The sequence below is a fragment of the Streptomyces curacoi genome, from assembly GCF_001513975.1.
GTDB classification, from domain to species: Bacteria; Actinomycetota; Actinomycetes; order Streptomycetales; family Streptomycetaceae; genus Streptomyces; species Streptomyces curacoi.
Genome location: NZ_KQ947984.1, coordinates 847,941 through 860,450, shown reverse-complemented (window position 1 = coordinate 860,450; position 12,510 = coordinate 847,941). Strand labels below are relative to the sequence as shown.

Sequence of the window (12,510 nt, the reverse complement as noted above, 5' to 3'; positions counted from 1 at the left end):
GGAACTGCGCGACCAGCCACGACGACCCGGCACACGCGAGACGGCCTTACCCCTACGGCGAATAGGCGTCATATCGCGCCCCTCACCGCCTCAGAGGCCACCGCCCGGAACTGCCGCACCGTCCGATCCCACCGATACCGCGCGGCCCGATCACGCGCCGCCTTCCCCATCAACTCCCGCCGATGCCCGGACAACGCGAGCGTGCACCAGGCAGCGGCAAACGACGACTCCCCTTGCGCAAGCACCCCGGTCTCCCCGTCCACGACGGAATCCCGCAGCCCAGGCACATCAAAGGCAATGGTCGGCGTCTCCCGCGTGGCGGCCTCGGTGACGACGAGCCCCCACCCCTCCACGGCCGAGGGATGAAGCAGCAGCCACGCCGCACACAGCAGCCGGTGCTTCTCCGCCTCCGACACATGGCCGACGAACTCGACGCCAGGACCGGCGAGTCGCTCCAGGGACGCCCGCTCGGGCCCGTCCCCGACGATGACCAGCCGCCCACCGGTGACCGGCCGCACCCGCTCCCACAGCCGCAGCAGCAGATCGATCCGCTTGTACTCGACAAGCCGTCCGACGGCGACGAACAGCGGCTCGGGCGAGCGGTCGCCCAGGGGTCCGGGCTCCTCGACACCGTTGTGCACAACGCGAATACGGTCCCGCTCGACCCCGATCGCCCGCAGCGCGTGCGCCGTGGACGGAGACACGGCGACCAGCAGACTCCGGTGCTGCGCACCGGTCAGCGCCCAGTGCTCCAGTCTTCGCCCGAGACGCGCAGCCGGGGCCAGGGCGCCGCCGTACCGCATCGACCACAGATCGGTGTGCACATGGTTGACCAGGCACAGGGTCGGTCCGCGATGCCACAGCGGGGCGAAGTACGGCATCCCGTTGCAGACCTCGACCAGCAGATCGCAGTCGCCGACCTGACGGGCGAAGGCGGACCGGGCGCGCAGATAGTGGCCGTAGGGACCACCGGCCGACACGACCCGGTAGTCACGGTAGGACGCCGGGCCGCCGCACAGCAGGGTGACCTGGTGGCCGAGGCGGGTGAGCCCGTCGGCGAGCCGGTCGACCAGCAGCTCGGAGCCGCCGGCGGACTGATTGCCCAGGTCACGATGGGCGAGAAAAACGATTCGGCGAGGATGTGGGGGGAGCGCCGGAGGGTGCTGCTGCGACGCCCAGGGGAGGGTGGCGGGCAGCCGGGAAGGCACGTGCTGGGGCATGGGTGCTCCAACTCGTCTCAGGGTGCGGAACTCAGTGTGGGGGAGGGAGGGTTTGGGTTCCTGTGGGGGGATTCGGTGGTTCCTGGTCCTCTTACGGTCGTCATGCGGGGGGTGTGGACAGGCTGTGTCCGGGTGGGGTTGGACAGTTTTCGCCCCGCCGTTCGCCACGGCTACTCACCGGCGTGACAATTTCCGGCTTTATTAGAGCTGACGTCACGTCACATTGTGAGCGACGGCTGGGGCGTAGCGACCGTACCGGGCGATTCCGGGTGCTTACGCCCTCGTATCACCAAAACGCCACCCACCACCGCAAGCACGAATCCCGCCACAGCCGCCCCGGCCGGCAGCGTCTCGCCCACCATGCGCAGCAGACCGCTGTCCCGCTTCGCCTGCCGCACGGCCTCCTGCTGGGTGGCCGTGGTGAACGCGATCTTCTCGCTGTCCAGCAGCACCGCCGCGTCCTTGTCGGCGCCGGGCGCCCGCAGGGTGCGGCGCGGACCGGTCTGCGCGTAGATCACCCGGCCGGTGCGCTGGTCCACGACCAGCTTGAAGCCATGGTTGGAGTACCACTCCTCGGCCAGTACCTGCGGCCGGTTCGGCTGGTCGACGATGCTGCCGGGGACGAGCCGGGTGCCGACCTTGCGGGGCGCGACCGTGGCGGTGAACCGGTAGCCCGTGTATCCCTGGATCTTCTCGGTGCCGTCGTAGCGCATGGTGACCGTCGTGCCGCCGGTGTTGTCCCACCACTGGTAGGAGCGTTTCTGCACGTCGAAGGGGAACTTCAGATAGGCCTCGCCCTCGATGTACGGGCTCTCCCCGCAGCAGTGCACCGGCCTGGTGGTCTTCCGGTCCATGACCCAGCGGTGCGGGGTGAAGTCGAGGGCGTCGTGCGGGTCGGCGGCCGGCAGTGACTTGTCGGTGTCGACGGTGGTGATCACGTCCCAGACGGCGTCACCGCTGCGCTCACTTTCCGCCACATTGCCCCGCACCCGCTGGGTGACGGTGATCTCCTGGTCCGGCACGGTCTCGATCTTGTCGGTGTCGAAGACACTCCCGGTGCCCTTGTAGACGGCGGTGGTGTCGATGTCGATGGGGTTCACGGCGGCACGCGGGGTCACGTACCAGGCGAGCATGGGCGCCAGTACCAGCAGAAATGTGCCGAGGCCCAGCAGGATCAACGAGAGAGGTGAGGCTGTACGGCGCATCCGGCACTCCTGGGGGTTGACGCATGGTCGAGGCACGTTCGGTGCACGGTCGTTGCCTGGCCGTTCTTGGGCCGGGAACCGTAGGCGTCCATTGACGGAGTGTCAATGTCTTGACGGACTGTCACAGCTTGTCGAGACTGGGCCGACAGGCAGGGGTTGGGATCGCGCTTGTGTCACGGGGTGGGGACGACCTCCGGGACTTCCGGGACCTCCGGATGAGAGAGGCTGACCCTGCGATGTCCAGACTGCTCGCCGCCGCGCTGACCGTCGTGCTCGCCGCCGTACTCGCGGTGGGCGCCGCGCTCGGCGTCGTCGCGCTGCTGGAAGCGACGCCCGACCAGCCCAACACACCCTTGATCACATACGAGCAAGCAGGCCAGGGGAGTTGACCGTGGCCGTCACCCGCTCCACTGCCTCTCCCGCCGCCACCCGCTCGGCCTGGCGCGACGTGCCCCGCTTCCAGGTCCGCCGCTTCGCCGCGCTGGCCATGGCGGAGGCCCCCGACCTCGCCGAGGAGATCCTGCGCGAGATCCGCCGCGAGTACCCGCATCTGCCCGTCGTCCTCGACGAGTCGGGCGAGCCGATGGCCCTGGTCGGCATACGGCGCGCCATCGAGGTCTTCGTCCAGCACCTGGAGACGTCGGAGGGCCGCCCGACGGTCCCACCGGGCGTCTTCCAGGAGTTCGGCCGCGGCGAGGGCCTGCACGGTCGCTCCCTCGACTCCCTCCAGGCGATCTACCGCATGGGCGTACGGCTGGCCTGGCGCCGCTTCGCCGAGATCGGCCAGCGCGTCGACATTCCGCCGCCCGCGATGTACGAGCTGGTGGACGCCGGTTACGAGTACCTGGACGGCCTGGTCGACCAGTCCGTGCGCGGCTACGCCGAGGCGGCGGCGCGGCAGGCCGGCGAGCGGTTACGCCTCCAACGCCGTCTGATGGAGCTGCTGCTGGCCCAACACCACCGGGGTGATCCGGCCGACGCCCTGTCGGAGCGGGCGGCCCGGATCGGCTGGCCGCTGCCCGAGAAGGTCGCCGTCGGCGTGCTGCTGCGCCCGGCGCGGGAGGCGGTGGCACCGGCGGTCGGGCAGGGGGTGCTGCTCGACATGGAGTACGAGCAGCCGCGCATGGTCGTCCCCGAGCCGGACGCCGCCGGCCGCCCCGAACTGCTGCACCGGGCACTGACCGGCTGGGCGGGCGCGATCGGCCCCCCGGTCCCGCTGGCCGACGCGGCGAAGTCGCTGCGCTGGGCCGAGGCCGCCGTACACCTGATGGAACGGGGGCTGCTGCCGGCCGGCGACGTCCTGTACTGCACCGAGCACACCGAGGCGCTGGTGCTGCTGCAGCCCGAGGAGCTGATCGACGACCTGGCGGTGAGATGCCTGGCACCGCTGGAGCACTGCGGTCCCACGCACGGCCGGCGGCTCGCGGAGACGTTACTGGCGTGGCTGGAGACCAGGGGCGGGGCGCCGGAGGTGGCGGCCCGCCTGGGGGTGCATCCCCAGACGGTCCGCTACCGGCTGCGGCAGATCCGGGAGCTGTGGGGCGACGAGATGGACGACCCGGACCGGCGGTTCGAACTGGAGCTGGTGCTGCGGGCCCAGCGGTTGCGGGGGGTGCTGGGCGAGACGCCCCGATAAATGCCAGCAGGCGGCTCAGAGGCCGTATCAGAGGCCGTAACGGCTCTTCAGATGGCGCCAGAAGTCCCGGAACATCCACTGGTCGAACTCGGTGATCCGGTCGGCCGATCCGGCCTTCATGAGGAAGCAGCACTGGCCGGTCGGGGTCCAGTCGTAGAAGTCGTCGAGGCCGAAGGTGTGGCCGACTTCGTGCAGGTAGATATGGATGTTCTCCTGGCCGAGCGCGGAGGTGAAGTACTCCTGCCCGACCCGCTGCCCCCAGTCACCGCCCTGGAACCCCTTCGTCAGCCAGAGGGACTGGTCGTAGTGGCGGGCGGCACCGCCCGGGCACCTGGAGTAGTCGCCGTCCTGGTGGAAGAACCGGCCGCAGTCGGGCGCGCACTGCGGCGCACCGCCGCCGTCGAGGATGCCGGTGTAGATGTCGACGGAGTTGTCGGTCCACTGGAGGGTGGCGCGGTTCTTGACGGCCCAGCCGACGATGTTGACCGGGACGGTGGTGTACGGCCAGGCGTTGTGTCCGGTGCCGTCGCTCTCGACCATGGCGGCCGTCCACTTTCCGAACTGCTTGACGCTGCCCCGGTTGGGTGCGGGGGCACACGGCCGAGCTGCTGGCGGCGCACGCCGGGAAACTGGGCGCCGTCGAAGGCGGAGTAACGCTCGACCACCTCGACTCCCCGCCAGTCCAGACGAGTCGACCCCATGGTGGCGAACCGATCGAGGCCCAGCGCGGCGACCGTCCGATCCTCGTCGTACGAGAGGACGACGACCGCCGCCTCGCCGACGGCGTGCACGAGGGCGGCGATCGCTTCCGGCTGGGTGCCGTAGCCGGCTCTCGCGCTCATGGCGGCTCCCGTTCCCCTCATGCGCGCATCCTGCCAGCGCTGCCGTGGAGCGGGTCATGCCGGCTGGCGGGTGGGTGCGGAGTCGCCGACTCGCGGGCGGGCGGACGCGGTGCGCAGGCGCCGGCCGCGCCGCGTCGGGCCCCAGGGCTTCAGGACCGAGATCACCGTCATGAAGACGTACGCGGACAGCGACACGACCGGCCCGAACAGCACGTCACCGGCGTCGGGCAGCGGCCCGCCCGCGGCGACGGCCGCGACCGCGGAATTCACGCCGGGGCGCAGGGCGAAGACCGTGGCGGTGGTCGTGGCGAGGGTCATCCAGAACTTGACGCAGACCCACCGGTGCCGCGCCAGCCCCCACTGCGTGCCCAGGGCCAGCACGAGCCCGCCGACCAGCGTGAGGAAGGCGACGGGCGGCAGCAGCCAGTCGGCGAACAGCTTCATGGCCCGCACGGACGCCCCCACGGTCACCGCGGACCCGGTGGTGGCCGCGGTGATCCCGAGCGCCAGCAGCCCGAGCGTGAGCCCGAGCCAGCTCGCGGAGGCGGTGACATGGACGACGAGGAAGGCCCGGCGTGCGGGACGGCTCAGCTTCCTGGTGGTGGAGGACGAGGTGGAAGACATGCACCACACCGTGCCGGGCGGGCAGGACGAGGACGTCTGACCGGGGGAGTAACCCCGTGTACTGGCGCGGGAGTACCTGGCGGCACCCCTGCTGCTTCGCCCGACTGTTCGCCCGACCGCAAGAGCACCCAGTTTCCGAACCGAGGAGACAAGATGCGCCGACCGACACCCCACCCAGCCCTGCGGCAGCTGGACATCCTGGTGGGCGAGTGGGACATGTGGGCCGCCGGCCGCAGCGCCGGACCCTTCCGGACGGAGTTCGCCTGGCTGGAGGGCGGCGCCTTCCTCGTCCAGCGCACGGACGTCGACGCCGGGACCTCCCTCCCCGGCGAGTGGGCCGCCCACGCCCCCTTCCCCACGGTCGCCCTGACCGGCTACGACGACACAGCCGAGGAATTCACCGTCCTCTACGCCGACGGCCGAGGCGTGGCCCGCGTCTACCGCGGCAGCATGACCGACCGCACCTGGCGCCAGTGGCGCGCCGCCCCCGGCTTCCACCAACGCCTCACCGCCACGGTCAGCGCCGACGGCGACCGGATGGAGGGCAGCTGGGAGCGGTCGTCCGACGGTGTGGACTGGGCGACCGACTTCGACGTGACATACGTCCGCACGGGGAAGCCTCTGAGCTGAGGCGGCGTTCCGAGGTGACAGCGGCGGGGGCCGTGCGACGACGGCGCCCGTCCCGTCCGCTGCTACGTGCCGACGGGCTCCTTCGGAGTGGCTCGTCGCGGTGCGGGCCGGTCCAGGTGGACCACCACTGTCGTATAGAAGCGGTGCACGGCGTCGTCCACGCTGCGGATGAAGCCGGACTCGGCGTTGCCCCGGGTGCTTCCCATGCTCTTGAAGAGGGACAGGCGGAAGCCGGTGATCCGGGTCGCGGTGTTCTTCGGGAGCAGGTCCGCCGGTTCTGGGCGGAGGCGCTCCAGGGTGCCTCGGGGGCCGCCGGTCTCGCCTTCGACCAGGGTTTCGACGTGCAGGTCCGCCGGTGCCTCGGCGAGGTGGCGGATCAGACGCTTGGCCCAGGTCAGGGGATAGCCCTGCTCGGGGGCGGGGATCTCGACGGACGTGCGCAGCCTGCCGGTGCGCAGATCGGCGCCGATCGTGAGCAGGCCCGGGGCCTGCTCGACACGAAGCTCTGCCTGGAGCCTGCCTTCCCGGCACAGCTGGTCGGCCAGCTGAACCCGGCGGGCTCCGGGGTCGCTCCCACGCCTGGCACGCTGAGCAGGCAGCACCTTCTGCCCGAGTTCGCCGCCGAGCCTGAGACACACCTGACGGATGAGGCGCTCCCAGTTCTCCACCACCTCAAGGGCGCGCGGGTCGCCCTGGCACAGGGTCTCGTCGTCGATGCCGTTGCGAACGGGGACCCACGCCGCGCCCATGTTCTGGAAGCCGTGGCAGCCGGAGTTCTCGTGCTGGAGGTAGTGCAGAAGCTCCTGAAGCAGCCAGGCGTGTGCCGCGTTGCCGACTCCCTCGTGGCGGATCAACATCTGTGCCTGGTGGGCGACCTCGGCCAAGGACAGATGCCACAGAGCCACCTTGTGCTTCCGCCGCCCGTCGATCTTGACGTCGACGAGCGGACTGCCCTCCAGCGCGACGTCGTTCGACAGCGTGATCACGGCCTCGTAGCCACGCCGTGCCGCGATGTCCATGTACGCCTGGACCTGGTCGGCCTTGAGGGAGTTGCCGTTGGTCTTGGTCTCCACCAGCGCCGTCCACAGCTTGCCGGCTCGCTCGACGCGGATCACTCCGTCGGGGCGGCGTGGCGTGTCACCGTGCGGCAGCGAGACTTCGGTGAACGTTTCCATCCGGCCCGCCGGCGCACCGAAGGGGGCCGTGAGCCGCCTGCCGAACTCCGGTACCTGCGCCATCACGGACAACAGCACCGAGGTGGCACGCATCTCCCGGTCGCGGTCGCTCTTGAGGACGGAGACAGGGAAGAGCCTGGCCTCCTTCCAGGACTCGTTCTCCGCCAGTGACTTCCTGGTCGTCGGGGGCAGGGTGACCTTCTTCTTCGCCGTACGGGGCCGCGGGGCAGGAGCGGCCGTCCGCCTCACCGGCCCGGCCTCGGCGGTGTCCGGGCGGCGGGGAGCCGGGACCGCCTCCAGCGTCGCCGGCGCGGTGGCCGCAGCCACTTCCACCCGAAGCTCCGCCTCCACCCCGGGCTCCGCCACCACCCCGGCCTGCGCCTCCTCCTCGGCCGCGTCGTCGTCGATGTCGACCCCGAAGTCCGTCGCCAGGCCGGCCAGACCGGTGTCGTAGCCCTGGCCGACGGCACGGAACTTCCAGTCCTCCCCGCGCCGGTACAACTCGCCGAAGATGATCGCGCTCACCTCGGCGGCGTCGTCGATGGCGAACCGGAGGAGGCTCTCACCGGCCGCGTCGGCCAGCCTCACCTGCAGGTTCTCCAGTTCTCCGAAGCGGGCTTCGCCGTACCGGCTCGCGGCCACGACGATCCGCTCGACATCGGGCGGGACCGCTGTCAGATCGAAGCTGATCCGGTCCTCGTTGCCGTCCTGCGTCGGTGTCTTCCCCAGGAGCTGCACGCTGCCGTCGGCGGCCACCGGATTGTTGTAGAAGTAGAAGTCGGCGTCGCTGCGGACCTTTCCGTTCGTGTCCAGCAGTAAGACGGACACGTCCGCGTCGCCCTCACCGGTCGGGCTGGCCCAGCCCAGGCTGACGATCACCGTTCCGACGTCTTCGCTCAGGGCTGTCAGCGCCACGTTCGAGCCCTTGATCATTTCCTGCACAGAACCCCCCACCCCCAGGTGTCTCCCCGCACGGCAGGTTGTGACCTACCGCACACGGGGAACGGTACTGGCCGTGCGCCCCGTCTGCGGAGCTTTCGAGCTGGTCCGCGCTTGACCATTGCCGGGGCAAACACACTTTGAGTAGCCTGTGTTCGTTATTCCGATCGGCTGTTGAAATTTCGAACACAGCCTCACTGATATCCAAGGGAGGGGGCCGGACGTGGGACGCCTCGTACCAGCCGTGACCCGGGCTCTCGACATCCTCGAGCTCTTCCTCGACGGGGACGGCACGCTCTCCGCCCCCGACATCGTGCGCAAGCTCCAGCTGCCGCGCACCACCGTGCACGAGCTGGTCACCACGCTCGCCGCCCGGTCGTACATCGTCCCGGTGCCGGGTCAGCCGGGACGGTACCGCCTCGGCGTACGGCCCTACCAGCTCGGCAGCCGCTACGCCGAGCAGCTCGACCTCGCGGCCGAGGGGCAGCAGGTCGCCCGGTCCGTCGCCGAGACCTGCGACGAGACCGTGCACGTGGCCATCCTGGAGGGCACCGACGTCATCTACATCGCCAAGGTCGACTCGACCCACGCGGTGCGCATGGTGTCGGCTGCCGGGCGCCGTCTGCCCGCCCACTGCACGTCCGTCGGGAAGATGCTGCTGGCCTCCCTTCCCGAGCACGAGCTCGCCGTACGCGTTCCCGACGAGGCCGAGCTCGTCGCCATGACTCCGAACAGCATCACCGACCCCGGCGCCCTGCGCGAGGCCCTTGCCGAGATCCGGGAGCGGGGGATCGCCGTCGAGAACCGGGAGTCCAACCCGGACGTGTCGTGCGTGGCCGCTCCGGTGCGCGACCGTACCGGGCAGGTCGTCGCCGCCCTCTCCATCTCCGTCCCCATGATCCGCTGGAGCGAGGACCGCCGCGGCGAGCTGGAGCAGCTCGCCGCCAAGGGGGCCGCCGAATTGTCGGAGCGTCTCGGACACCGGAGCGTGGCATGACGGCGACGGCGTACGAGGTGGCGGTACGGGCCGAGGCGGAGCTCGGCGAGGGCCCGACCTGGGACCCGGAGCGCGGCCGGCTCATCTGGATCGACATCCTGGGGTCCCGGATCCACACGTACGACCCCGTCTCCGGCGCCCGCACGGTCCGTACGACGCCCCAGCACATCGGCGCCGTCAAGCCGCGCACCGGCGGCGGCCTCGTCCTCAATCTCCGGGACGGCGTGGGGCTGCTGGACGCGGACGACACCTTCCGCTGGCTGCACCACGAGCCCGTCCCCGGCCGCCGCGCCAACGACGCCGCCGTCGCCCCCGACGGCTCCCTGTGGGCGGGCACCATGCGCTACGACGAGGCGCCGGGCGGCGGCACCCTGTCCCGGATCACCGGTGACGGCTCGGTCGAGGTGATCCTCGACGACGTGGCGGTGAGCAACGGCACCGGCTGGAGCCCGGACGGCCGGCTGATGTACTACATCGACTCGCCGACCCGCCGAATCGATGTCTTCGACTACGCGGACGGACGGGCCGTGAACAGGCGCCCGCTGGTGGAGATCGAAGAGGGCGCGGGTTTCCCCGACGGCCTCACCGTCGATGCCGACGGCTGCGTCTGGGTGGCCCTGTGGGAGGGCGCGGCGGTACGCCGCTACACACCGGCCGGCGAACTGGACCGGGTGATCCCGCTCCCGGTACCCCGAGTGACGGCCTGCGCGTTCGCCGGCCCCGGCCTGACCGACCTGTACATCACGACGGCCCGTGTCGGCCTGACGTCGCCCCCTCCCCTGGCGGGGTCCCTCCTGGTCGTCCCGGGCGCGGGGAAGGGCCTGGCCCAGCCCGCGTTCGCGGGCTGAGGGGGATGGGGCCGGGGAGGCCGGCTGACCGGGCGTGCCGCAGAGAGGCCCGGCTGGCTGGCGCGTGCGCTGGGGAGATTGGCGAGCCGGTTCGGCTTGGGGAGGCCGCCTGACCGGGCGCGCTCCCCGGAGACCGGCTGACCGGGGCGGGCTTCCGGGCGGCCGGTTGGCGGGGCGAGCTCAAGGCGGCCCGGCTGGCTGGGGCGTGTTCTGGGAGGCTGGCGGACTCGGGTGGGTTTCCGGGCGGTCCGGCTGGCCGGGGCGAGCCAAAGGCAGCCCGGCTGACCGGGGCGGGCTCCACGGAGACCGGTTGACCGGGGCGGGCTTCCGGGCGGCCGGTTGGCTGGGGCTGCTCTAGGTGGCCCGGCTGGCTGGGGCGTGTTCTGGGAGGCTGGCGGACTCGGGTGGGTTTCCGGGCGGCCCGGTTGGCCGGGGCGAGGCAAAGGCAGCCCGCCTGGCCGGGGCGGGCTCCACGGAGACCGGTTGACCGGGGCGGGCTTCCGGGCGGCCGGTTGGCTGGGCGTGCTCTAGGCGGCCCGGCTGGCTGGGGCGAGCCAAAGGCAGCCCGCCTGACCGGCGCGCGCTCCACGGCGACCGGCTGGCCGGGGCGGGCCCAAGGTGGCACGGTTGGCCAGGTGCGCTCACCTGGACCGGCGACCGGGGCGCGCTCCAAGCCGACCGGCTGGCCAAGGCGTGCCCCGCAGACCCGCTGGCCAAGCTCCGGACCAGGAGGTGAGGGCGGGGCCGGCATCCCTGCCCGGGCTCAGTGGTCTGTCCGGTCCAGCTCGCGCAGGATCCCCCGTTCCTCCTCCGTCAACGGCGCTCCCACCGCCGCCGGCAACGGCGGTCCGCTCAGTGTCGCCAGTACCGTCGAGGGCCGGAGCAGTCGTGTCGGACCCGTCGTCAGGCTCGTCACGTCCCAGACCGCCGACGCCGCGCTGTACGAGCCCGTCGCCGTGCGGATCATGCGGCGGGTGTAGGCGGTGACCAGGCGGTCCGCGACCCCGGGTGAGCCGCCCCGGGTCCCGGGGAACCAGACGTCCTGGCTCACGGCCATCGTCCACGCCGCCTCCACCGACCTTGCCGCCCCGCGCTGCACGCGCCGGGCCAGCCCGGGCCCGGCGAGGCCCGCCCGCCGCAGCTCGCGGCTCAGGACCTGGGCGCCCAGCGCCGCCACCGACATGCCCTGGCCGTAGGCCGGGTTGAAGGTGGCCAGGGCGTCGCCGATGACGACGAGGCGTTCGGGCCAGTGGCGGGTCTTCTCCAGGTACCGCCGGTGATTGCTGGTGCTGCGGCTGACGTGGACGTCGGTGAGGGGTTCGGCCCCGGAGATCAGCCGGCCCACGATGGGGTCGGGCAGGTCCAGCGTGTACCGCAGGAAGGCGTCCGGGTCCGACGGCGGCTCGCCGCCGCCCCGCGTGCCGGCGAGGCTCACCATCCAGCGGCCGCCCTCGATGGGCAGCACCATCCCGCTGCGGCCGGGCCGGCCCAGATACGGATTGGCCTGCACGATGGTCAGGGGGAAGCGTTCGGCGCCCTCGGGGGTGCGGTAGAGGCGGGTGGCGTTCACCAGGCCGGCGTCCACCGTCTTCTCCTGCACGTCCGAAACACCGAGCGCCGCGAGCCATTTGACGGCCCGTGAGCCACGCCCGCTCGCGTCCACCACGAAGTCGGCCGCGAGCTCCTCCTCCCCGGCGGCGGTCGAGACGCGCACCCCCGTGACCCGTTGCCAGGACCCCGTCAGCTCCAGCGCCTGCGCCCTGCGGATCTCCACCCCGGTGTGGGCCAGCACGGCCCCCCGGATCGCCCAGTCCAGCAGCGCCCGGGTGCACGTCAGCATCTGCGGCCCGGGATGGCGCCAGCGCCGGAACCAGCCCTCGGAGGTGAGGGCGACCATGCCCGAGGCGAGCGCTATCTCCTGCGCGCCCGCGGCGAGCAGATGCTTGCGCATGCTCACCCCTGGCACCAGGTCCTCCATCGCGGCCAGGCCGCCTGCCATGAGGAGATGCGCGTGGCGCCCCTGCGGGAGGCCCTTGCGGTGCTCCGGCCCGTCGGGCAGCTCGTCGCGGTCGAGTACGACCACTTCGTCCGCGACGGCGGACAAGGCCGCCGCGGCCAGCATGCCGGCCAGGCCGGCACCGATGACGACAGCTCTACGCGACATGCGACTCCTCGCACTCAGGCATGAAGGCTCCCCGGCCATGAAGGCTTTCATCGACTTTCGGCCAGCGCGGCGGCGTTCAGCGGTGAAGGACGCCGGCCACCTGGCCCCCCGGCCGTGAGCGCTCCCAGCCGGGCGGCCTCCAGTAACACAGCCACCATCCCTCACAGCCGTCAACCCGCCCCGGCGTCCCCGCCAAAGGCATCAAGCCACACAGGCCCTCAGCCATGGAA

The 12,510-nt window shown here is 71.6% G+C and carries 10 protein-coding genes and 1 pseudogene; 5 read left to right on the top strand and 6 right to left on the bottom strand.

Annotated features, from left to right (window positions below):
• Positions 1-68 precede the first annotated feature (68 nt).
• A complete protein-coding gene (locus tag AQI70_RS03840; RefSeq protein ID WP_062144071.1) occupies positions 69-1,220 on the bottom strand; it encodes a glycosyltransferase family 4 protein in 1,152 nt (383 codons plus the stop codon).
• Between the two features lie 218 nt (positions 1,221-1,438).
• On the bottom strand, positions 1,439-2,425 hold the full coding sequence (gene pgfA / locus AQI70_RS03835; protein WP_062144068.1) for a cell envelope lipid trafficking protein PgfA: 987 nt from the start codon (positions 2,423-2,425) through the stop codon (positions 1,439-1,441).
• A 236-nt stretch (positions 2,426-2,661) separates the two neighbouring features.
• Between pgfA and AQI70_RS39485 the strand changes: the two genes are divergently transcribed.
• Together AQI70_RS39485 and AQI70_RS03825 are read left to right on the top strand one after the other, a co-directional pair.
• Positions 2,662-2,814, top strand: coding sequence for a hypothetical protein (locus tag AQI70_RS39485; RefSeq protein WP_004001513.1), 153 nt, complete (start codon positions 2,662-2,664; stop codon positions 2,812-2,814).
• A 2-nt stretch (positions 2,815-2,816) separates the two neighbouring features.
• Positions 2,817-4,061 (top strand): PucR family transcriptional regulator, encoded by a 1,245-nt coding sequence (locus AQI70_RS03825; RefSeq protein WP_062144062.1) that lies wholly within the window; start codon positions 2,817-2,819, stop codon positions 4,059-4,061.
• Positions 4,062-4,088: 27 nt separating this feature from the next.
• Here AQI70_RS03825 and AQI70_RS03820 read toward each other — a convergent pair.
• Both AQI70_RS03820 and AQI70_RS03815 read right to left on the bottom strand, forming a co-directional pair.
• Positions 4,089-4,628, bottom strand: a pseudogene (locus AQI70_RS03820) (hypothetical protein); the annotation flags it as partial.
• 329 nt (positions 4,629-4,957) lie between these two features.
• Complete coding sequence (locus AQI70_RS03815) at positions 4,958-5,527, bottom strand: hypothetical protein (RefSeq protein WP_062144060.1); 570 nt, start codon at positions 5,525-5,527, stop codon at positions 4,958-4,960.
• A 153-nt stretch (positions 5,528-5,680) separates the two neighbouring features.
• Between AQI70_RS03815 and AQI70_RS03810 the strand changes: the two genes are divergently transcribed.
• Entirely contained in the window at positions 5,681-6,157 is a 477-nt protein-coding gene (locus AQI70_RS03810) for a hypothetical protein (RefSeq protein ID WP_062144057.1), read from the top strand.
• A 62-nt stretch (positions 6,158-6,219) separates the two neighbouring features.
• On the opposite strand, the gene AQI70_RS03805 is transcribed toward AQI70_RS03810, so the two are convergent.
• The gene (locus AQI70_RS03805) at positions 6,220-8,265 is read right to left on the bottom strand and encodes a TerD family protein (protein ID WP_208607271.1); all 2,046 of its coding nucleotides are present in this window, start codon (positions 8,263-8,265) and stop codon (positions 6,220-6,222) included.
• A 229-nt stretch (positions 8,266-8,494) separates the two neighbouring features.
• Between AQI70_RS03805 and AQI70_RS03800 the strand changes: the two genes are divergently transcribed.
• Positions 8,495-9,268 (top strand): IclR family transcriptional regulator, encoded by a 774-nt coding sequence (locus AQI70_RS03800; RefSeq protein ID WP_062144051.1) that lies wholly within the window; start codon positions 8,495-8,497, stop codon positions 9,266-9,268.
• On the top strand, positions 9,265-10,116 hold the full coding sequence (locus AQI70_RS03795; RefSeq protein ID WP_062144048.1) for an SMP-30/gluconolactonase/LRE family protein: 852 nt from the start codon (positions 9,265-9,267) through the stop codon (positions 10,114-10,116). Before AQI70_RS03800 ends, AQI70_RS03795 begins: the two co-directional genes overlap by 4 nt.
• A gap of 763 nt (positions 10,117-10,879) precedes the next feature.
• On the opposite strand, the gene AQI70_RS03790 is transcribed toward AQI70_RS03795, so the two are convergent.
• On the bottom strand, positions 10,880-12,280 hold the full coding sequence (locus AQI70_RS03790; protein WP_062144045.1) for an FAD-dependent oxidoreductase: 1,401 nt from the start codon (positions 12,278-12,280) through the stop codon (positions 10,880-10,882).
• Positions 12,281-12,510 lie beyond the last annotated feature (230 nt).